19 protein-coding genes are annotated in these 21,416 nt (G+C 54.1%); 16 read left to right on the plus strand and 3 right to left on the minus strand.

Annotation, left to right across the window (positions count from 1 at the left end; genetic code table 11):
* Window positions 1–202: 202 nt before the first annotated feature.
* The 4 genes from EL294_RS00340 to EL294_RS00355 all read left to right on the plus strand — a co-directional run bounded on the left by EL294_RS00340 (window position 203) and on the right by EL294_RS00355 (window position 3,733).
* Window positions 203–985 carry a copper amine oxidase N-terminal domain-containing protein gene (locus EL294_RS00340; protein WP_126464555.1) on the plus strand — a complete coding sequence of 261 codons (783 nt, stop codon included), beginning with the start codon at window positions 203–205 and terminating at the stop codon, window positions 983–985.
* Between the two features lie 241 nt (window positions 986–1,226).
* On the plus strand, window positions 1,227–1,640 hold the full coding sequence (locus EL294_RS00345) for a hypothetical protein (protein WP_126464556.1): 414 nt from the start codon (window positions 1,227–1,229) through the stop codon (window positions 1,638–1,640).
* Between the two features lie 9 nt (window positions 1,641–1,649).
* On the plus strand, window positions 1,650–2,039 hold the full coding sequence (locus EL294_RS00350) for a hypothetical protein (RefSeq protein ID WP_126464557.1): 390 nt from the start codon (window positions 1,650–1,652) through the stop codon (window positions 2,037–2,039).
* A 137-nt stretch (window positions 2,040–2,176) separates the two neighbouring features.
* Entirely contained in the window at window positions 2,177–3,733 is a 1,557-nt protein-coding gene (locus EL294_RS00355) for an acyl CoA:acetate/3-ketoacid CoA transferase (RefSeq protein WP_126464558.1), read from the plus strand.
* 32 nt (window positions 3,734–3,765) lie between these two features.
* On the opposite strand, the gene EL294_RS00360 is transcribed toward EL294_RS00355, so the two are convergent.
* The gene (locus EL294_RS00360; protein WP_126464559.1) at window positions 3,766–5,286 is read right to left on the minus strand and encodes a class I adenylate-forming enzyme family protein; all 1,521 of its coding nucleotides are present in this window, start codon (window positions 5,284–5,286) and stop codon (window positions 3,766–3,768) included.
* Window positions 5,287–5,654: 368 nt separating this feature from the next.
* Between EL294_RS00360 and EL294_RS00365 the strand changes: the two genes are divergently transcribed.
* The 11 genes from EL294_RS00365 (at window position 5,655) to EL294_RS00415 (ending at window position 17,829) form a co-directional block, all read left to right on the plus strand.
* Entirely contained in the window at window positions 5,655–6,317 is a 663-nt protein-coding gene (locus EL294_RS00365) for a GntR family transcriptional regulator (RefSeq protein WP_126464560.1), read from the plus strand.
* Between the two features lie 80 nt (window positions 6,318–6,397).
* Entirely contained in the window at window positions 6,398–7,633 is a 1,236-nt protein-coding gene (locus EL294_RS00370) for a CaiB/BaiF CoA transferase family protein (protein ID WP_126464561.1), read from the plus strand.
* 32 nt (window positions 7,634–7,665) lie between these two features.
* Window positions 7,666–8,457 (plus strand): acyl-CoA dehydratase activase, encoded by a 792-nt coding sequence (locus EL294_RS00375; protein WP_269471178.1) that lies wholly within the window; start codon window positions 7,666–7,668, stop codon window positions 8,455–8,457.
* 2 nt (window positions 8,458–8,459) lie between these two features.
* On the plus strand, window positions 8,460–9,722 hold the full coding sequence (locus EL294_RS00380; protein WP_126464562.1) for a 2-hydroxyacyl-CoA dehydratase subunit D: 1,263 nt from the start codon (window positions 8,460–8,462) through the stop codon (window positions 9,720–9,722).
* Window positions 9,723–9,724: 2 nt separating this feature from the next.
* The gene (locus tag EL294_RS00385) at window positions 9,725–10,837 is read left to right on the plus strand and encodes a 2-hydroxyacyl-CoA dehydratase subunit D (RefSeq protein ID WP_126464563.1); all 1,113 of its coding nucleotides are present in this window, start codon (window positions 9,725–9,727) and stop codon (window positions 10,835–10,837) included.
* A 116-nt stretch (window positions 10,838–10,953) separates the two neighbouring features.
* Window positions 10,954–11,943, plus strand: a complete 990-nt coding sequence (locus EL294_RS00390) for a 2-hydroxyacid dehydrogenase (protein ID WP_126464564.1) — start codon at window positions 10,954–10,956, stop codon at window positions 11,941–11,943.
* Window positions 11,944–11,977: 34 nt separating this feature from the next.
* Complete coding sequence (brnQ, locus tag EL294_RS00395; protein WP_126464565.1) at window positions 11,978–13,357, plus strand: branched-chain amino acid transport system II carrier protein; 1,380 nt, start codon at window positions 11,978–11,980, stop codon at window positions 13,355–13,357.
* Between the two features lie 18 nt (window positions 13,358–13,375).
* Complete coding sequence (locus EL294_RS00400) at window positions 13,376–14,563, plus strand: pyridoxal phosphate-dependent aminotransferase (protein ID WP_126464566.1); 1,188 nt, start codon at window positions 13,376–13,378, stop codon at window positions 14,561–14,563.
* 293 nt (window positions 14,564–14,856) lie between these two features.
* Window positions 14,857–15,996 carry an acyl-CoA dehydrogenase family protein gene (locus EL294_RS00405; protein WP_126464567.1) on the plus strand — a complete coding sequence of 380 codons (1,140 nt, stop codon included), beginning with the start codon at window positions 14,857–14,859 and terminating at the stop codon, window positions 15,994–15,996.
* 21 nt (window positions 15,997–16,017) lie between these two features.
* Complete coding sequence (locus tag EL294_RS00410) at window positions 16,018–16,812, plus strand: electron transfer flavoprotein subunit beta/FixA family protein (protein WP_126464568.1); 795 nt, start codon at window positions 16,018–16,020, stop codon at window positions 16,810–16,812.
* Window positions 16,813–16,824: 12 nt separating this feature from the next.
* Entirely contained in the window at window positions 16,825–17,829 is a 1,005-nt protein-coding gene (locus EL294_RS00415) for an electron transfer flavoprotein subunit alpha/FixB family protein (RefSeq protein ID WP_126464569.1), read from the plus strand.
* Window positions 17,830–17,954: 125 nt separating this feature from the next.
* Here EL294_RS00415 and EL294_RS00420 read toward each other — a convergent pair whose 3' ends face one another.
* Window positions 17,955–19,136, minus strand: coding sequence for an aminotransferase-like domain-containing protein (locus EL294_RS00420; RefSeq protein ID WP_126464570.1), 1,182 nt, complete (start codon window positions 19,134–19,136; stop codon window positions 17,955–17,957).
* Between the two features lie 382 nt (window positions 19,137–19,518).
* On the opposite strand from EL294_RS00420, the gene trhA reads away from it, so the two are divergent.
* Window positions 19,519–20,184, plus strand: coding sequence for a PAQR family membrane homeostasis protein TrhA (gene trhA, locus EL294_RS00425; protein ID WP_126464571.1), 666 nt, complete (start codon window positions 19,519–19,521; stop codon window positions 20,182–20,184).
* 56 nt (window positions 20,185–20,240) lie between these two features.
* Here the strand turns inward: trhA and EL294_RS00430 are convergent, their stop codons facing one another.
* On the minus strand, window positions 20,241–21,407 hold the full coding sequence (locus EL294_RS00430) for a M20 metallopeptidase family protein (RefSeq protein ID WP_126464572.1): 1,167 nt from the start codon (window positions 21,405–21,407) through the stop codon (window positions 20,241–20,243).
* Window positions 21,408–21,416 lie beyond the last annotated feature (9 nt).

Raw genomic sequence — 21,416 nt, forward strand, 5'->3', positions numbered from 1 at the left:
GTCATTTGCAAAATTTGCACGGGGGGTATACTCCCTATAGGGGAAGGTGCTAAAGGACAAAAGCTGCAAAGATAAAGATCTCTTGCCGGTACATACTGTGAAGCATAGGTTTTTATCCGCGCGCCGACGTTTAGATACGGCCATTCCTCGACAATAGATACTGTGTTTGCGGCGAGGACCGCAGAAAAGAAAGGAGAGGCCTATGAAAAAATTGGCAGTATTGGCACTGGCATTGGTCCTGTTGCCCCAGGCGGCCTTTGCGGATGCCCGCCCGGTTTCGGTGTATATGAACGGCATCAACATCACCGAAGGAACGGAGACCCTGAAGCCCATACTTCGAGACGATCGCAACTACTTGCCCCTACGCGCGGTAGCGGAAGACATGGGTATGAAGGTCGATTGGAATGCAGAAAAACGCGTGGTCACGGTGGGCGAAAAGGAGCGCGGCATCACCATGACCATCGGAAAGAAGACCTATACCAAGGCGGGAAAGGCCGTACAAATGGACGTGGCGCCCTTTATCGAGGCCGACCGCACCTATGTGCCCATGCGCTTTGTAGCTGAAGGCATGGACATTCCCGTCGATTGGGACAAAGAACAACGCATGGCCGTGGTCGGCAGCTACGCCAAAAAAACCGATTTCGACGAAGCCGATCGCGTACAAGCCGAGGGCTATTCGTATATTCTGCCCAAGGCATGGCGGGATCGCATCGTCGTTACGAAAAAGGGCAACGACTTGGTCTTTTACGACAAGGTGAATTCCACAGATGGTTTCGGCCGCATCGGGCAGATGCAAGTGGAAAAAGACCCCGTACAGATCCCCGTCCCCACCATTCTGCTCGGAAAGGCGGAGGGCGGATACCGGGTATTTACCTTTGCCAGCGACGTACAGGTCAAAGACATCGAAGACAAAACTTTGACGGAATCCTACGCGACCGCCCGGGCCGACGTACAAGAACTGTTAAAAACCTACAGAGCCGAGTAATTGAAAGAATATACACAGTCCACAGGGAGCCCGCAGAAAGCGGGCTTCTTTCTTGTTTGGGGAAGTGACAAAAAGAGAAAATTTGCAAAAAAAACTAATATGATATATATGGTGTTGAACGCGTGGGGACAATGGCAAAGGTCTGTCGAAGTTCTTTCCGCAACTGCCGCAAAGGGCGACAGAATGCCCTTCTCTGTGATAGGATAGAGGCGAGCAATGGCAGTAGGAGACAGGAGGAAGTATGAAAATCGTCTATAAAGACCCCGTCCGGGCGAGCCGACTGTATGTGGGGATTGTGACCGCAGTGTATCTCGTGTTCCTCGGCGCCTTTAGCGCAAAGGGGATGGGATACGGGGCAAGTCTTTCAGATTCGTTTTTCGATGCGGCGAGAAAGCTATTTTATATTGCCGGGTTTTGTGCCGTGATCGGCTGGGCGCTGATCCCCAAGACGCCGGCGGTTTGGGCGCTGATTGCGATCCCTGTGGCGTTTCACATCGGCGTCGGGATTCTGTTTCTCGTGCGGGGAGAGGGAAATATTCTGATCGCCCTTCCCGAATATGTCAATCGACTGGTGGCGGAACCGTTTCAAATGATCGAGGCATTCGCGGCCTATCGCGGGCCGATTGGCGACGCTACATTGGGACTCTTCCCGTAAGGAGGGCATATGAAAATCGTATATAATGACCCGGCGGCGGCACAAAAGCGCTTTATCCGCATTGCGTGGATCAGCTATATAGTGGTGGTCCTGCTTTTTACCTTGCGTGGAATGTCGGTCGGGCAGAATGTAACAACGGCCATCGACGGCGGTCTGTATTCTTTGATTCCCCTCTCGGGATTTTTTGCGCTGATCGGCTTGTTCTTTATCCCCAAGAGTCCTTGGGTATGGGTGAACATCGCCATTCCCCTTGCCTTGAATCTATTTTCTATGGTTCTCTTGATGGGGTTTCTGGACGGACACGGGTATTTTGGTATGTTCGGCCAGTACTTGGGCTATATGGTGGCTGCGCCGTTGTTCCTATTGCGCAGTTTGGTATATTTTAAGCAGTATGGGTAATCCGCCGCACGGTATGCAGCACTCTGATAAAGAGTGCTTTTTTATTGGGATTGTTGACTTCGTTTTCCCCCTTGGTATAGACTGAAACAAAATCGAAAGAAGCGGCGCAGAGCGCCCCAAGGAGGCAGTGGCGAACTATGAAAGTGATTACCGTGGCAGAGGCCGCACAATGTATAGAAGATGGAGACGCGCTGGCGGTGTCGGGCTTTTTGCTCGCCACCACCCCCAGCGAGATTTTGCGCGCGGTGGGCGCGCGCTACGAGCGGGAGGGCGCGCCCAAGGGCATGACGCTTTTGCAGGCGGCGGGGACGGGAAACAACGGCGACGAGGGGATCTACGAGATCTCTCGCCCCGGGATGATTCGCCGCTATATCACCGGGCACTTCGCCAACAACCGCAGGCTCGAGGCGCAGGCCATGGCGGAGGAGATCGAGGCGTATAATTTTCCCCAGGGCGTGCTGTCCAAAATGTATCGAAATCTGGCGGCGGGAAAGGACGGGGAGCTCACCAAGGTGGGGCTGATGACCTTTTGCGATCCCCGTTACGGCGGCGGCAAGGTAAACGCCCGCACCACCGAGGACCTGGTGGAATGCGTCACCCTCGGGGGTGAGGAGTACCTATATTACAAGGCGCAGAAGATCGACGTGGCGCTGATCCGCGGCACCACCGCCGACGAAGACGGCAATATTAGCTTTGAAGAGGAATCGGGGATTGTCGATGCCCGGGAGATCGCCATGGCGACGAAGGCCTGCGGCGGCAAGGTGATCGTGCAGGTAAAGTATCTCGCCGATGCGGCTTCGGTGGCGCGAAACGAGGTGCTGATCCCGGGGATCTTCGTAGACTATGTGGTGGTCGCTGAGACCCCCGAGCGCACCCATCGCCAGACGGTGGCGGCCTATTACGACCCGGCCATCGCCGGACACCGCCGGGTGTCGGTCAAAAAAGCGGCGCCGTATCCGCTCAATGCCCGAAAGGCGATCGCCCGGCGCGCCGCGATGGAACTCTCCCGCGGCGACGTGGTGAATTTGGGCAAAGGCATCCCCGAGGTGGTGGGCCTGGTGGCCGAGGAAGAGGGGATCGGCGACGATATCGTGCTCACCTTGGAAAGCGGCATTCTCGGCGGCATCCCTCTGGGCGGCGCCCACTTCGGCTCGGCGGTCAACGCCATGGCGGCGCTCCCCATGAGCCAGATGTTCGATTTTTACAACGGCGGCGGCCTGGACTGTGCGTTTTTGGGCTTTGCCCAGGTGGACGGCGCGGCGAATATCAATGTCAGCCACTTCGGCGATCGGATCGCCGGCTGCGGCGGCTTTATCGACATCTCCCAGTCGACGCAAAACATCTATTTCGTCGGCACCCTGACCGCCGGGGGCCTCGTAGAGCGGGTAGAAGGGGGAAAGCTCGTTATCGAGCGCGAGGGACGGGCGAAGAAGTTCCTCTCTTCCATTGATAAGATTACTTACAGCGGCGAATACGGGCAGAAGCACGGGCAGAACATCACCTTTATCACCGACCGCTGCGTCATGCGGCCCGCGAAGGGGGAGATGGTGATCACCGAGATCGCCCCGGGCGTCGATCCCGCGCGGGATATTTTGGCGCAGATGGAATGTGCGGCGCGGATCGCCGAAGATTGCATCGAGATGGACCCCCGGATCTTTCGGGCGGGCCCCATGGGCATTGTAGATGCGCTTTAATACAAAAAACCGAGGCAGAGCCTCGGTTCTTTTTATAGGGCGTGTTCTTTTTTGTAGCGCTTCCAGCGGCGGGAAAGAGTGCGGTCGTCGATCTTTCCCGTGCCGCCCGCCGGCAGTGCGTCGTGAAAGAGGATGTATTTGGGGATTTTGTAGCGCACCAGATGTTCGCCGATAAAGTCGCGGATCTCGTCTTCGGTCTGCTTTTCGTCCCGCTCCTCGTTTAAGGAGATATGCAGACAGATTTCCTCGCCCATATACTCGTCGCGCACGGCCAAGGCGCGGGCCTGTTCGATATAGGGCAGGTCTTTGACGACGTTTTGGATCTCGATGGCCGATATATTTTCTCCGCCGCGGATGATGATGTCCTTGCTCCGGCCCGATACATAGAGATTGCCGTCGCGGTCCAACAAGCCCACATCGCCGGTGCAGAGCCAGTCGCGTTCGGTGTAGCGGCGCTCGCCGTTGATATAGCCCTTCATGACATTGCGGCCCCGCACTTGTATATGGCCGGGGTGATTGGGCGGTACGGGGTTGCCGTCTTCGTCGAAGATCGCCACCTCGCAGCCGGGAATCGGCGCGCCGACGCTGGTGGCATATAGGGTGGGGGAATCACCCGGGCGGTTCATGGTGACTGCCGGGGAGGTCTCGGTCTGGCCGTAGGACTGGATTAAGGATTCGAAGCCGAAGCGGATCTTAATCTCCCGGTACTCCTTGGCCGTAAGGGGGGCGCCGGCGATAATGCCGCTCCGCAGGGTAGAGAGGTCGTATTCGGATACGTCGTTGTGGCGCATCATGACGATAAAAAGCGTCGGCACGCCGTTAAAGATCGTCACCTTGTCGCGGCCGATGGACTGCAGAATATGCGAGGACTGAAAGGGCTCCACGATGGTGAGTTCCGCCCCCAACATAAAGGCGCAGAGGGTCGTCGCCGTCAGCCCGAAGCAGTGAAAGAGCGGCACCGTCAGGAGGAAGATATCGTCTTTGCACCAGCCGGCGACATCGGCCGTGGTGGTGCAGTTGTGGAGCAGATTGTCGTGGGTGAGCTGCACGCCCTTGGGGATGCCGGTGGTGCCGGAGGTGAGGAGGATACAGGCCACATCCTTTGTATCGTCCTTGCGCGTAAGCTGCAGCAGGGGGGAGTATTGGCCGCCGCGGTCCATAGGAAGAAGCACATAGTCCCGTTGTAGAGCGTGGAGGCCGCGGATGCGCGCCGTCACATTTTGAAATTCGTTATATAGGATGACTTTGGCGCCGACGATCTCCATAATCTGACCCAGCTCCCGGGGGGTAAAGGAGGGGTTTACGGGCACGGGGACCGCGCCCAACAGCTGGAGGCCGAAGAACGAAAAGAGCCAATCGGCGGAATTTTTGCCCATAAGGACCACCGCTTCCCCTTCTACGATGCCGGAGGTGGCAAAGTAAGAGGCGAAGGAGGCCGACTTTCGGTAGAGTTCTTCGTATGTATAGGTGACGCCCTTATATTTTAAGGCGCGGCGTTCTTGAAATCGCGTGTTCCAATCTTCCAGCGCGGCGCCGATGGTCGTATATGTCATGAAAATCCCCCAAATGAAATCGTTCTACCCCCGGAAAAAGCCGTTGGGATACTTGTATACAAGTATTACATTACTATAAATTAAAAATTTGGCAAGGGGTTTCGAAAAATTTTTGACGGGGATTCGGAAAAAATATTTGCCCCGAAGGACGGAAAAACGGGGCAAAAAAGGAAAACTATTTCCGAAATCGTTAAAAAAGAGCCGAATATTCGGAAATTTGTGAAACTCCATACAAACGCTATATATAGGCGATAGCAGCGGGTATTCTATTTCGAGAGAAATTTGACGAAGGGATTGTTAAATTTCACAGAATCTTCTTGCAATTGTTTTTTCTTAATAGTAGACTAGTACACAAGAAGGAGAAGTCTATGCTTACAAAGATAAACTCAGAGACCCTGTATAGGGAACTGCTCCGACGGATTATCGATCTGGAACTCTATCCGGGAATGCGCATCAGCGAAAACGCTGTCAGCGAGGAATTCGACGTATCCCGATCGGTGGTCCGGAACGCTTTTGCCCGTCTCGCCCAGTCCAAACTCTTAAAGGTGTACCCCCAGCGGGGGACGTATGTAAATCTCGTAGACTTGAACTACATACGCAAGGCGCTGTTGATCCGCGTCTCGGTGGAAAAAGAGATGTTACGCCGCTTTATGAGACAGGCCGACAAGGAAGAGACCCTCAAAAAGATGGAAAGAAACCTCGAGGAGCAGAGGAAGTATTACGACGAGAAGAGGTATATCGACAAGTTCAGGCTGCTGGACGAAGAATTTCACAATCTGATTATCGCGAGCCAAGGCTCTGAGGATATACTTTATTTAATGGATACGCACCTCCTTCACATTGCTCGCTGGAGAAATATCTACGTTCGAAGCGGGGTTTATCTCGCGATTCTCGTGGACCAACACACGCGGATTTTGGAAGCCATATGGGAAGACGACCTGGACAAGGCGTTGGAGGCGACCGAGATCCACATCGACACGGTGCACGATATGGTCGTGATCGATCCGGATTTTGCGGATTATTTTCAGTAGCCCTGTCGTCGCTCTCGTCGGTTACAGCAGTATTTCCCTGGGGAAAACGAAATCCCGCAGGCAAGGAAAGGATGGATACGATGGAAAACAGAAAGAAGCCCTTAGAGGGCGTAAAAGTTGTCGAGCTGGCGACCTTTATCGCCGCCGCCACCACCGGCCGCTTTTTAGCAGACCTCGGTGCAGACGTCATTAAGATCGAAAGCGCAAAGGGCGATCCCCTTCGCTACACGGCGCCTTCCGAAGGCAGACCCCTGGATATGTACGAAAACACCACCTGGGAATTGGAAAACGCCAACAAGAGATGTCTCTCCATCAACACCCGCGACGAAAGAGGAAAAGAAGCCCTTTTTAAGCTATTGGAAGATGCAGACATCCTGATCACCAACTGGCGCGTGGGCGCGCTCCAAAGAGCCGGCCTCGACTATGAAACCCTGAAGAAGAAGTTCCCGAAATTGGTCTACGGCATTATCACCGGCTACGGCGAATTCGGTCCCGACAAGGATCTCCCCGGATTCGACTTCACCTCTTTCTTTGCAAGAGGGGGCTATTTGGAAACCCTGCGTCAAAAAGACGACGTGCCCTTTAACGTCGTACCGGGCGTCGGCGACCACAATGTCGGCATGAACCTCGCCTGCGGTCTTTTGGCGGCATTGTATCACGCAAAGATGACCGGCGAAGGCGAAAAGGTAGAAACCAGCCTCTTCGAAACGGCGATCTTCAACATGGGCATGATGGTGCAAGCCGCCCAATACCCCGATTACGGCAGCACCTACCCCATCAACGTACGGGAATCCAACAACCCCTTCCTCGCCTGCTGGAAGAGCAAGGACGGCCGTTATGTGCAAACCTGTATGCCCGACTACAACACCTATTTTGAACGTTTTATGACAGCGCTGGGCCTCACCCAATACCTAAACGACGACCGTTACTTCCCCGTAACGAATCTGCAAGAAAACAAATTGGGTCCCGATCTCTATGACGCCATTATGGAACGCTTCGGCACCAAGACTTTGGACGAATGGAACGAAATCCTCGTAGAAGCCGACATTCCCTTTGCGTTGGCAAAGAACTGGGAAGAAATCCTCGAAGACGAACAGGCTTGGGCCAACAACTGCTTCTACAAGATGGACTACCCCAACGGCGAACGCATCCTCGTCAACCAACCGGTACGCTACCACGAAATGGGCGCCACCGAATACAACAAGGGCCCCTTGATCGGCGAACACAGTGTGGAAGTCCTCAAGGAACTGGGATATTCCGACGAAGAAATCCAAAACATGCTCGACGAAAAAGTCGCCTATGTTTGGGATAAATAAGCTGTCGCTCAGGAAATAGTAAGGACGGGAATGTGGACATCTTAACCATGGGAATCGATATCGGTTCCACCTCTTCGAAATGCGTCGTGCTGAAGAACGGAACGGATATCGTCGCAAAAGAAATCGTAAATTTGGGCGCGGGCACCAAGGGCGTCAAGCAGGTGCTCGAAAAGATCGCCGCCGAAACGGGCCTCGACCGGGACGACATCGACGTGCTCGTCGCCACCGGTTACGGACGAAATTCCTTCGAGGACGCGGACAAGACCATGAGCGAATTGAGCTGCCATGCGCGCGGCGGCGCCTTCTTGTTCGGCGAAGTCAACACCATCGTCGACATCGGCGGCCAAGACATCAAGGCGCTTTCGCTCAGAAACGGAATGCTCCAAAACTTTCTGATGAACGATAAGTGTGCGGCGGGAACCGGTCGGTTCCTGGAGGTGATGGCCCGGGTATTGGACGTAGAGATCGACGAATTGGGAGAACTGGATGCGCAGGCGACCGAAAAAGCCTCCATCAGCTCCACCTGTACCGTGTTCGCCGAATCTGAAGTGATCTCCGCCTTGGCCAAAAACATCCCCATTCCCAATGTCGTTCGCGGAATTCACGCTTCCGTGGCGACGCGGGTGGCGGGTCTCGCCCGCCGGGTGGGTCTGAAGGAGCCCGTCGCCATGACCGGCGGGGTCTCCAAAAACCCCGGCATCGTCCGCGCGCTGGAAGAAGAATTAAAATGCGACGTAAAAGTTTCAAAGGATTCGCAATTGGCAGGTGCCTTAGGCGCCGCACTCTACGCCTTTGACGAGTATGAAAAGAAAAGGAAGGATTGAGTATGTCGAAAGAATCGCTAAAAGAGAGAGAAGCGCAAATTAAAGAAGAATTTGCCGACTTGCCCGCAGCGAAAATGCTGGGCAAAATCGTAGGAAAGAGCTACAAGGATGCCTTCGAAGCCAAAGAAGCCGGAGAACCGGTGGGCTGGTGTGCATCCAACTTCCCCCAAGAAATCCTGGAAACCTTGGACATCAAGGTCGTGTTCCCGGAAAACCAAGCGGCCGCTATTTCTGCCAAGGGCGGCGGGGAAAGAATGTGCAATATCGCTGAAGACAGCGGATATTCCAACGACATCTGTGCGTATGCGAGAATCTCTTTGGCCTATATGGATGTAAAGGATGCGCCCGAGATGAATATGCCCCAACCGGATTTCGTCGCATGCTGCAACAATATCTGTAACTGTATGATCAAATGGTACGAAAACATCGCTCGTGAACTGGACATTCCCTTTATCATGATCGATGTACCCTACAACAACGAGTACGAAGCCGAAGAAGACCGCGTCGCCTACTTAAAAGGACAATTCGATCACGCCATCAAACAACTCGAAGAGATCTCCGGTAAGAAATGGGACGACGAAAAGTTCCAAGAAGTTATGGACATTTCCCAAAGAACCGGCCGTGCATGGCTCGACGCCACCGGATACGCCAAGTATACGCCCTCTCCCTTTAGCGGATTCGACGTATTTAACCACATGGCGGTTGCCGTATGTGCACGCGGTAAGTTGGAATCGGCCATCGCCTTTGAAAAACTCGCCGAAGAATTTGCCGAAAACGTCAAGACCGGAAAGTCTACCTTTAAGGGCGAAGAAAAATACCGCATTATCTTCGAAGGTATCGCATGCTGGCCGCACCTCCGTCACACCTTCAAGGGTCTGAAGGACAACGGCGTCAACGTAGTCGGTACCGTATATGCGGACGCCTTTGGATACATTTACGGCAACACCAACGAACTCATGCAGGCATACTGCGGAACCCCGAACGCGATCAGCTACGAACGTTCCCTCGATATGCGTCTGAAACTCGCGAAAGAAAACAATGTAGACGGCATGCTCGTCCACATCAACCGCTCCTGCAAACAGTGGAGTGCGATTATGTACGAAATCGAACGCGAGTTCAGAGAAAAGACCGGCATCCCCACCGCATCCTTTGACGGCGACCAAGCCGACCCGAGAAACTTCTCGGAAGCCCAATATGATACACGCGTGCAAGGCCTCATCGAAGTGATGGAAGCCAACAAGCAAAAGGAATCTAAGGAGGCGTAAGGATGACAGCGAAAGAACTGATTCAAGAATTAGATATCGACGTACTCGGTCGCATCGATCAATACGTCAACGAAGGCAAGAAGGTAATCGGCGTTTCCGGACCCTTTGCACCGGAAGAGCTGGTATACGCATCGGGCATGATTCCCGTAGGCATTTGGGGACAAGAAGGCGAAGTCGTAGGCGCTAAGGAATACTTCCCTGCATTCTACGCTTCGATTATTCTCCGCACCTTGGATTTGGGTCTCGAAAAGAAGCTGGACAAACTCTCCGGCATGGTGATCACCAACCTGAGTGACGGTCTGAAGGGCTTCAGCCAAAACTGGAAGCGCGCCGTCGACGTGCCCCTGCTCTACATCCCCTATGGACAAAACCGTAAGATCGAAGCGGGACTGGACTACAACGAAAAACAATATATAAAACTGAAAGAACAGTTGGAAGAGATCTCCGGCAACAAGATCGAAGACGACAAGATTGAAGAAGCCATCGCCCTCTACAACGAACACAGAAAGGCCATGCGCGAATTCAACGATCTCGCCGCCAAGCACTTGAACACCGTAACCCCGATTCTCAGAAACCGCGTGTTCTCCAGCGCCTATGTCTATGACGTAAAAGAACACCTTGAAAAGGTCAAGGCCATCAACGAAGCCCTCGCGGCCATGCCCGAAGAAGAATTTAAGGGCAAGAAGGTCGTCACCACCGGTATCCTCGCCAACTCCGAAGACATCCTCAAGATCTTCGAAGAATACGGATTCGGCATCGTAGACGACAACATCTGCCACGAATCGTTGCAATACGAAACCCTGATCGACGAAAAGACCGGCAATCCCGTGCGCGCCCTTGCCAAGGAATTCTCCGACATCGAAGGCAATCTCTTTATCTTCGACGAAAAGAAATTGCGCGGACCGATCCTCGCAGAAAAGGTCAAGGAAAAAGGTGCCGACGGCGTCGTCTACTTGCTCACCAAGTTCAGCGACACCGACGAATTCGACTATCCCATCATCCGCAAGGACCTGGAAAAAGAAAATATCCCCTTGATCAAGATCGAAGTGGACCAACAAATGGTCAGCTTCGAACAAGCCAAGACCGCACTGCAAACTTTTGCGGACATGATCTAAGCTATACGGAAGATACCGTGTAGATAGCCCGAACCCGACCCCCGAAGCGGGGGTTTCGGCTACCGGGCAGGAAAACTATTTCCCCGTGTCAAAGGCACCACGAAAGGAGACTGAAAATGGTAAAAATTAGAAGTACTTGTAACAAAAACTATGTAGAAAAATTTGGCGTCGAAAGACCGGCCGATTGGGATTACCAATATATCAACTACCCCTGCTCCGACGAAGAACTGGTAGAACAATGTAAGGATGCCGACATCATCCACTGCGGTCCCGTCGACTTCTTCCGCAGAGAAGTCATCGAACAACTCGACAACTGCAAGCTGATCCAATCTCTGGGCGTAGGATTCGACAAGATCGACCTCGAAGCCGCCAAGGAAAAGGGCATCTACGTATGTAACAACCGCGGCGTAAACGCAAAACCCGTAGCAGAACTCGCCGTTGCCCATATGCTCACCAGCCTTCGCCGCATGCCCGAAGCCGATATGAAGATCAAACTCCACGGCGCCAAGGGATTTGCCGAAAGCTATAAAGAATTTACCGAAAAGGGACAAAACGAAATGGGTTCCCGCGTGGTCGGTCTCGTAGGCCTCGGCGCTATCGGACACGAAGCCGTAAAATTGCTGAAACCCTTCGGCTGCAAGATCCTCTACTACGACGTAGTGCGCCACGAAGAGTTCGAAAAAGAACACGACCTCACCTACGCCACCTACGAAGAAATCCTCGACCAATGCCATATCATCTCTTACCACGTACCGGTATTGGATTCCACCCGCGAAATGATCCGCAAGGAAACCATCGAAAAGATGAAACAAGACGCCATCGTCGTCAACGTCGCCCGCGGCGAATTGGTCAACAACCAAGACCTCGCAGACGCGTTGAACGCCGGCAGAATCTTTGCCGCATTGGACGTAGTCGCTCCGGAACCCCCGGCAGAAGACCACCCCTTGTTCCAACTCAACGAAGTCGGCCAAGCCAGACTCTCTATCACCCCCCACATCGCAGGTACCACCGACGACTCCTTTATGCGCATGAGCCAATGGTCCTACGACAATATGCAGAGAATCGTCGACGGCGAAAAGCCCATTAATATCGTAAACGGTTTATAAAAGACCAGAGCCGAAATCGGCTACAGGAGTGCTTATGGAAATCAAAAGAAAAGACATACTGGTCTGCGGTTTTGCCCTATTTGCCATCTTCTTCGGCGCAGGAAACCTGATCTTTCCGCCCTATCTCGGCGTCCTCTCCGGGGACCGCTGGTTTACCGCGGCGGCGGGGTTTCTGACATCCGACCCGGTTATGCCCATTCTCGGGGTAATCGTAACGGCAAAATTGGGCGGCAGGGCCGTCGACCTCGGAAAGCGAGTGGGGTATACCTTCTCGATTATCGTAGCGGCGATCTCGATACTGATCATCGGACCGTTCTTCGCGGTACCCCGTACCGGCGCTACGACCCACGAAATCTTCGTCATCCCGAACTTCCCGGCGATTCCCCCGGTGGTGACCTCCGTCGTATTCTTCGGATTGTCCCTGTACCTGGTATTGAATCCCGGCAAAGTCCTCGACTATATCGGACAGTTTTTGACCCCGGCGCTGTTGGTGATCCTCGCGGTCATCGTGGCCGTCGCTATCGCCAATCCCCCGGGCACCATGATTACCACCGATACCCCCAAGCTCTTTGCCATGAGCTTTAAGGAAGGCTACCAAACCATGGACGCCCTCGGCGCCTCGTTGATGAGCGGTATCGTACTTACGGACTTGATCCGACGGGGATACCACGACAAGGAAACCCAATTTAAGGCCAGCTGGCAAATCGGCGTCGTCGCCTTTATCTGCCTCGCCCTGGTATACGGTTCTTTGACCTATGTCGGCGCAACAGTGAGCAGTTTCTACACCCCCGACACCGAGCGTACCGTGATCCTGATCGGCATGGTAGAAAAACTCTTGGGCTCCGTCGGACGGACGCTCCTCGGTTTGGGCGTCGCCCTGGCCTGCCTCACCACCTCGGTGGGCTTGACCTCGACCTGCGGCAACTTCTTCGAAGACGTATCCAACGGCAAGCTCCCCTATAAGAAAGTCGTCGTCGTCGCGACGACCGTAGCGTTTATCATCTCTCTCGTCGGCGTCGACGGCATTATCAACATCGCGGTGCCCGTCCTTACGGCGGTATTCCCCGTGGTGATCTTCTTGATCCTCGCCTCGATCTTCGACGAAAAGATCAAACACAATCTCTTCTTTACCGGCGGCGTGATCGGCGCATTGGCCGTGAGCCTGGTAGAGGCGATCAACCTCTTCTCCGTCATGCAGGGCGGCAGCGCTTTGCAGGATCTGGCCGATAAAATCTACGCCCTTCCCTTGGGACAGATCGGTCTGGAATGGTTTGTGCCCGCATTGATCTGCGCCATTATCGGCGGACTGATCGGTAAGTACGCAAAAGTGGGCGGAACCCGCGAAGACGTCTATCGTCTCGAAGCGATCCGCGACGAACAAAGAGCCAAAGAAGCGGCTGCAATCGAAAAGTAAATTCAGTTTGGAGGAACTATGAGCAATAAAAAAATGGCCCAGTTGGGCAAACAAAAGTCCGTAATCCGTGAACTCGCCGGATTCGGCGCCGAACGCGCAAAAGTCGTCGGCCCCGAAAACGTACTGAACTTCAGCATCGGCAACCCCAGCGTACCGGCGCCCAAGGAAGTACAAGAGGCGATCATCGACATCGTCACCAACGAAACGCCCCAGGCGGTACACAGCTATTCCGCCAGCAACGGTTTTGAATCTACGAGAAAAGCCATCGCCGACAACTTAAACGAACGCTACGGCACCGACTACACCGCCGACAATCTCTACATGACTTGCGGCGCGGCGGCATCTTTGAACATCTCGTTGGCGGCCTTAATCGAAGAACCCAGCGACGAAGTCATCGTACTCGCGCCTTTCTTCCCCGAATACACCGTATTTATCGAAAGCCAAGGCGGCAAAATGGTCCTGGTGGAAGCCCTCGAATCCATGGAACTCAATCTCGAAGGCATTGAAAAGGCGATCACCAAAAACACCCGTGCCGTCTTGATCAACACCCCGAACAACCCCGGCGGCGTGATCTACGGCAAAGAAGACCTCGAGGCGCTCGCAAAACTCCTCACCGAAAAGAGCAAAGAAATCGGACACGATATCTTTATCCTAAGCGACGAACCCTACCGCGAACTCGTCCTCGTCGACGATGCCGAAGTGGCATGGGTACCCAGCCTCTATAAAAACACCGTCGTATGCTACAGCTGGTCCAAATCCCTCTCCTTGCCGGGCGAACGGATCGGATACATCCTCGTCCCCTCCGACGTATCGGATAAGGATTTGATGGCAGCCGTCGCCGGTGCGGGCCGCTCCCTCGGATTCGTCTGTGCGCCGACCTTGATGCAAAAAGTCATCGAACGCTGCGTAGGCGTAGAGCCCGACGTGACCGTCTACAAAAAGAACCGCGACCTCTTGGCCGATGCCCTGACCGAAATGGGATACACTGTGGCCAAACCCGCCGGCGCGTTCTACCTCTTTATCAAATCTCCGGACGGAGACAGCGAAACCTTCTCCGAACGGGCAAAAGAATACGATATGTTGGTCGTTCCGGGCACCGGATTCGGCTCCAAGGCATTTATGCGTCTGAGCTACTGTGTGGATACCGAAACTTGTGAAAAATCCATCCCCATCTTTAAGGAAATGATGGAAAAATATTATAGCTAAGACCTTGAAAAATGCGGTTTCGGGCTTTGGAAACAAAGTCCGAAATCTCGCATTTTTTGCTTGTTACTAAAGGGACAATGCGGTATACTAGTAGACAAGGTAAACGTGAAGGTTTTCATTCCCTTCTCCGGAACCAAGGTATGCTTACGAGTATTCGTAATTAGCGATTGTAGAAATGTAAACGTGAAAATTTTCCCGTGTGGGAAAACGGTAGCGTACACTGCTCCGGTACATTTCCGACCGGTGCACTGCACGATTTTTTGTGCGAAAATACCGATCATTAGGAGGAAAACATGGAATTTACGAAAGAGCACCAACTGATTCGGGATCTGGCAGCGAAATTTGCCGATACGGAACTCACCGATGAAGTACTCGAACAAGCCGAAGAGACCGGCTGTCTCGATATGGACGTCGTCCGCAAGATGGGCGAAGCCGGATTTTTCGGCATTAAGACGCCGGTAGAATACGGCGGCGCAGGCGGCGACCACGTAGCATATGTAGCCGTTATGGAAGAAATCTGCAAGAGAAGCGGCGTGGCCGGGGTCTTTGTATCCAGCCCCAACTCCCTCTGCGGTACCCCGATCCAACTCAGCGGCACCGAAGAACAAAAGAAAAAGTACTTAACCGGCATCGCCACGGGCGAAATGACCTTCTGCTTCGGCCTCACCGAACCGGGTGCGGGCAGTGACGCGGGCGGCACCAAGACCACCGCCGTCCTCGACGGAGACGAATACATCATCAACGGCCGCAAGACCTTTATCACCGGCGCGCCTTTGTCCGATTACTGTATCGTATACGCCAAGACCGACATGACCCAAGTGGGATCCCGCGGCATCTCCGCCATCATTGTCGACTTGAAGAGCGAAGGCGTATCCTTCGGTAAGCCCGAAGACAAGATGGGCATTATCGGCTGCCCCACTTCCGATATCGTGTTCGAAAACGTGCGCGTACCCAAGGAAAACCTCCTGGGCAAAGAAGGCAAGGGCTTCTCGAACGCCATGGCCGCCCTCGATACCGGCCGTATCGGTATCGCCGCGCAATCCATCGGTATCGCCGGCGCCGCCCTTGAAGAAGCGATCTCCTTCGCCAAGGACAGAAAGCAATTCGGCCAACCCATCGCAAAATTCCAAGGCATTCAGTTTATGCTCGCCGATATGGCCACCAAACTCGAAGCCATGCGCCTGTTGGTATACGAAGCGGCAGCAAGAAAAGACAAGGGCGAAGACGTCACCAAATTGGCTTCTATGGCGAAATACTTCTGTGCCGAAGGCGCCAACGAAATCTGCGCCAAAGCGGTACAAATCCACGGCGGTTACGGCTACATTAAGGAATACAAAGTCGAACGCCTCTATCGCGACGCCCGCATCCTGACGATCTACGAAGGTACCAGCCAAATTCAACAAATCGTCATCGCCAGCCAAATTTTGAAATAAGATCAGTACAGGAGGAAGATCATGAATATAGTGGTATGTATCAAACAAGTACCCGATACGACCGAAGTTCGATTGGACCCGAAGACCAACACCTTGATCCGCGAAGGCGTCCCCAGCATCATCAACCCCGACGACCTCTCGGGTCTCGAAGTGGCGCTCAGAATCAAGGACCAAGATCCCGAAGGCGTAAAGGTCATCGCCCTTTCCATGGGGCCCCCGCAAGCGGAATACGCATTGCGTGAAGCCCTCGCCATGGGCGCAGACCAAGGCATCCTCGTGAGCGACAGAGCCTTCGGCGGCGCTGATACCTGGGCGACTTCCTGCACCATAACCGCGGCCATCGAACAAATCGACTACGACTTGGTCATCGCCGGTCGTCAAGCCATCGACGGCGATACCGCACAAGTCGGTCCCCAAATCGCAAGACACCTGGGCATCCCGGCCATTTCCTATGCGGAAGGGGTTGAGCTCGAAGGCGATAAGATCGTCGTAAAACGCCAATTCGAAGACCGTTACCACGTACTCGAAGCGGATATGCCGATTTTGATCACCACCCTGACCGAAGTGGCAAAGCCCCGCTATATGAGCATCAAGGGCATCTACGACGCCTACAAAGAAGAGATCACCGTATGGGGTCTGGAAGACATCAAAGACAAATTGGATATGTCCAATATCGGTCTGAAGGGATCCCCCACCCGTGTTAAGAAATCCTTCCCGAAACAAGGGAAATCCGCCGGTGAAATCGTAAAAGACGTATCTCCGGACGAAGCGGCACAGGCCATTCTCGCAAAACTCAAAGAAAAGTACATTATCTAAGGGGAGGACGAAATGAGTAAAGATATATTCGTATTTATCGAACAACGTGATAACCACTTAGAAAAAGTCGGCATCGAACTGCTCGGCAAGGCCCGCGAACTCGCCGACGATCTGGGACAAAAAGTAGTCGGCATGCTGATCGGCGGAAGCGTAAAATCCGAAGCGGAAATTCTCTTCCGCCACGGCGCCGACAAGGTCATCGTCGTAGAAGATCCCCGCCTCAAGGAATTCTTGAGCGAAGACTATGCGGATGTGGTCTACGGCATCATCGAAAAATATGAACCCGAAATCGTGCTCTTCGGCGCGACTTCCATCGGACGCGACTTGGCGCCGAACCTCGCCGCCCGCGTACACACCGGCTTGACCGCAGACTGCACCAAGCTGGAAATCGACCCCGAAACCAAGCTGCTGATGATGACCCGTCCTGCATTCGGCGGAAACCTTATGGCGACCATCGTCTGCGAAAACTTCCGTCCCCAAATGGCGACCGTACGCCCCGGCGTAATGTCCAGCATCGACGTCGAAGGCGTAGAAGGCGAAATCATCGAAGACAAATTCGAATTCTCCAACCCCGAACCTAAGGTTCGCCTGCGCGAAGTGCTCAAGGTCGAAAACAAGAAGAAAGACATCACCGAAGCCAATGTATTGGTATCGGGCGGCCGCGGACTCGGCGGCCCCGAAGGATTCGATCGCCTCGAAGGTCTGGCAAAAGAGCTGGATGCGGAAATCTCCTCCTCCAGAGCGGCCGTCGATGCGGGCTGGATCGAAAAATCCCAACAAGTCGGACAAACCGGTAAGACCGTACGTCCCGAACTCTACCTCGCATTGGGCATCTCCGGCGCCATCCAACACGTCGCCGGTATGGAAGATTCCGATCTGATCATCGCCGTCAACAAGGACGAAGGCGCACCGATCTTCGACATCGCCGATTTGGGCGTCGTGGGCGATATGAACGCCATCATCCCCAAATTGGAAGAGCTGATCAAGAAGGAAAGAGAACTCAACGAACAACTGTAAGAGAAAAAAGCCGGAGTGATCCGGCTTTTTTAATGCGAAACTATAACATGAAAAAATCCCCGGACGGGCATAGCCGCTTCCGGGGATTTTTCTATTGAGAAAGAAGGAAATTTCGGGAACGTAATTTATTTCATTGCGTCCTTGATAACTTCTGCAAGGCGCTTGATGCCTTCTTCGATCTTTTCTTCGCTCATGCAGCTGTAGTTCAAGCGGAAGCAGGATTCGCGGGGATTTTCCGCAAAGAATGCGCCGCCGGGAACAAATGCGACCTTCTTTTCGATGGCCTTCATGCCGAGTTCGCGTGCGTTCATGTATTCGGGGAGTTCTACCCACAGGAAGAGGCCGCCTTCGGGGTTGGTGAAGGTAACGCCTTCGGGGAAGTACTTCTTCATGGCGTCGACCATGACGTTCTTGCGTTTGCCGTAGAGGTCGATGATCTTCTTAATGTGTTCTTCGAGATCGTTGTCGTCGAGGAATTGTGCCAGGATCATTTGGGTGGTGGTAGAGGTTTGCAGGTCGGCACCTTGTTTTACCATGTTGAATTTTTCAAGGATTTCGGGCGCTGCGTTGAACCAACCTACGCGGATACCGGGGCTGAAGATCTTGGAGAAGGTACCCATAAAGATAACGCGTCCTTCGGTGTCGAGGCTGCGGAGGGAAGGTTGAATTTCGCCTTCAAAGCGCAGTTCGCCGTAGGGGTTGTCTTCGAGGATCATGACGTCGTATTTGTTCGCCAGATCGATCAGGCCTTTTCTTCTTTCCATGGTCCAGGTCTTGCCGGAGGGGTTTTGGAAGTCGGAAATGGCGTAGATGAACTTCACATTGTCGTGGCTTTTCAGCTTGTTTTCCAGGTCTTCGAGGTCCATGCCGTATTCGTCGAGTTCGACTTCGAGGAACTTGGGTTCGTACGCCTTAAACGCGTTCAAAGCACCTAGATATGTAGGGCTTTCAACTACGATGTAATCGCCCGGATCGATAAATACTCTGGGGACGAAGTCGAGACCTTGTTGGGAACCGGAGAGGATTTGAATGTCCGCTGCGGTACAGTCCACGCCGACTTTCTTCATGCGGGTTACGATGTGCTCTCTGAGGCCCAAGACGCCGTCGGTGGGGCCGTATTGCAGAGCAGCCGCGCCGTTGTTCTTCATAACCTTGTTGGATGCTTCGATCCATGCGTCGATGGGGAACATTTCTGCCGCTGGGAGACCGCCTGCAAAGGAAATAATGCTGGGATCGGCCGTCAATGCCAAAAGCTCGCGGATTTCAGAAGCTTTCAGATTGTTCATTCGTTTTGCAAAATTAGGCATTAAAAACTCCTTTCGTGAATCAATCGTAGGGAAACGTTTCTACAAGTCTATTGTATACGCAGCGAAGGGTAAAGTCAATCGCGGGGAGGACCAAACTCCGTCCATAGGCGGTCGCTTTTGAAGGAAAAAGCAGGAAAGTGGAAAAAGGGCGCAAACTTTCTCAAAAATCGCCGAAATCGGTAAATTATAGGAAAAGATCGTAGAAAACCGGCGTAAAAAAAGTATATTCGATTCTACCATCTGGACAGAAAGGGCGCCTCTTCGTATAATGAAAGGGAAGGAAAAGCGGCAGCGGGCATCCGATGCGGCGTCGAGGAAGACGGCGCTCGGGAATATATATGAAAAGGATGTCATTCGCGATCGGACACAAGAAAGGAATCGTATGAAGACGAAAGATTGGGAGGCGGAGCGCTACGATCCCCGCGAGGAGCGATCCAACGCGCTCTCCCATTGGCTGGGGGCGCTCCTCGGGGCGATCGGGTTGAGTGTGTTGTTGTTTTGCGCCATACGAAATCGGTCGGTGGCGCAGATTGTGAGCTTTTCGATCTACGGCGGCTCCTTTATTCTGATGTATATCGCCTCGGCGAGCTACCATTCCGTACAGGCGCCGCGGATCCGAAAGCTCTTGCGGGTGGCGGATCACAGTGCGATTTTTCTGTTTATCGCGGGCACCTATATGCCCATCGCCATTTTGAGTTTGCGCGGCGGGCTCCGCGTGGGCATCAGCTGTGCGGTGTGGGGGATCGCGGTATTCGGCGTAGTCTTTAAGATCCTTACCGCCAAGCGCCTCAGCAGCACTAAAAATGTGTCGCTGTTTTTGTACCTCGCCCTGGGCTGGCTGGCACTGTTGATCGTACGGCCGATTGTGGAGACGGTGGGGATTCAGTTTCTCCTCTTTCTCCTCGCGGGGGGCCTGTTGTATTCCGCCGGGACGGTATTTTATGCCAAGCGTACCCTGCGGTTTCACCACGCCATATGGCATCTGTTTGTGCTGGCGGCATCGGTGGTGCATTATATCGGCATATTGGACGCCTACGCCCTGCCGTAGGCAAATAAAAAACGTCGAATGCGATTACGCACTCGACGTTTTTTGTTATTCGCTTGTTATTCGCTCTCTTGCAGCAGATACAAGGCGGCGGCCACTTCGCCGGCGATGCCGTCAAAGAGCGCCGATTCCTGGGGCGCAAAGCGGGAGGAATGGGTGGGGTAGACCGGCCCTTCCTTCGGCGCGACGCCGATATTGAAGAAGGTGCCGCGGGCGGCTTCGGCAAAGTAGGCGAAGTCCTCGGCGCCCATGCTCGCCGAGGGGAGGGTGCGGACGCGCTCTTCTCCGAAGGCGTCGGCCAGCGCGCGGCGCACCTTTTCGGTGGTATCGGGATCGTTAAAGAGGGGGATATAGCCCTCCAAGATCTCGACCTTCGCCTCGCAGTCGAAGGCGCGGGCGGTTGTCTCTGCGATCTCCGCGAGCTTTTTTTGCAGATAACCGCGGTTGATCGCCGTATGGGCGCGGAGCGTCCCCGTAAGGGTAAAGGTGTCGGGGATGATATTGGGCTTGGTGCCGCCGTGGGCGCTTCCCACGGTTACGACTGCCGGATCCAAAGGCGACAGCTTGCGCGAGACGATGGTCTGGAGCGCACAGATTACATGGGCGCCCGCCACGATGGGGTCCTTGCACTCCTGGGGATGGGCGGCGTGGCCGCCCTTTCCGCGGATCTCGATGACGAAGTCGTCTACGCTCGCGTTCATAAAGCCCGGCAGTACGCCGTAGACGCCCAGGGGCAGTTGATGGGATACGTGGAGGCCGATGACGTAGTCCACGCCGTCCATGGCGCCCTTTTTCACCATGGGCTCGGCGCCGCCGTTTTTCTCCTCGTCGGGCTGAAACAAAAGGCGCAGGGTGCCGGGAAAATTGCGGTGGTGCATAAAGTAGCGAGCGGTTCCCAAGAGCACCGCCATATGCACGTCGTGGCCGCAGGCGTGCATCACCCCTTCGTTTTTGGAGCGGTAAGACAGCCCGGTCTCCTCGAGAATGGGAAGGGCATCGGTATCGGCGCGGATCGCCACCAACCGGCCGGGGCCGCCTTCGCCCACGATGTCGATAGAGAGGGCGTGTTGGCCGTAGTCCTTGACATCCGGCCCCAGCGCCTCGAGTTCCGATTTTAAGAAGCGGGCGGTCTCCGCCTCCTCGCCGCTCAGTTCCGGATGGGCGTGCAGATGCCGATAGACGGCGCGTATTTCTTCCGCTATGGTCTCGATCGTTTGAATATGCATAGTACTCCC

Source organism: Aedoeadaptatus ivorii (assembly GCF_900638585.1).
GTDB lineage: Bacteria > Bacillota > Clostridia > Tissierellales > Peptoniphilaceae > Aedoeadaptatus > Aedoeadaptatus ivorii.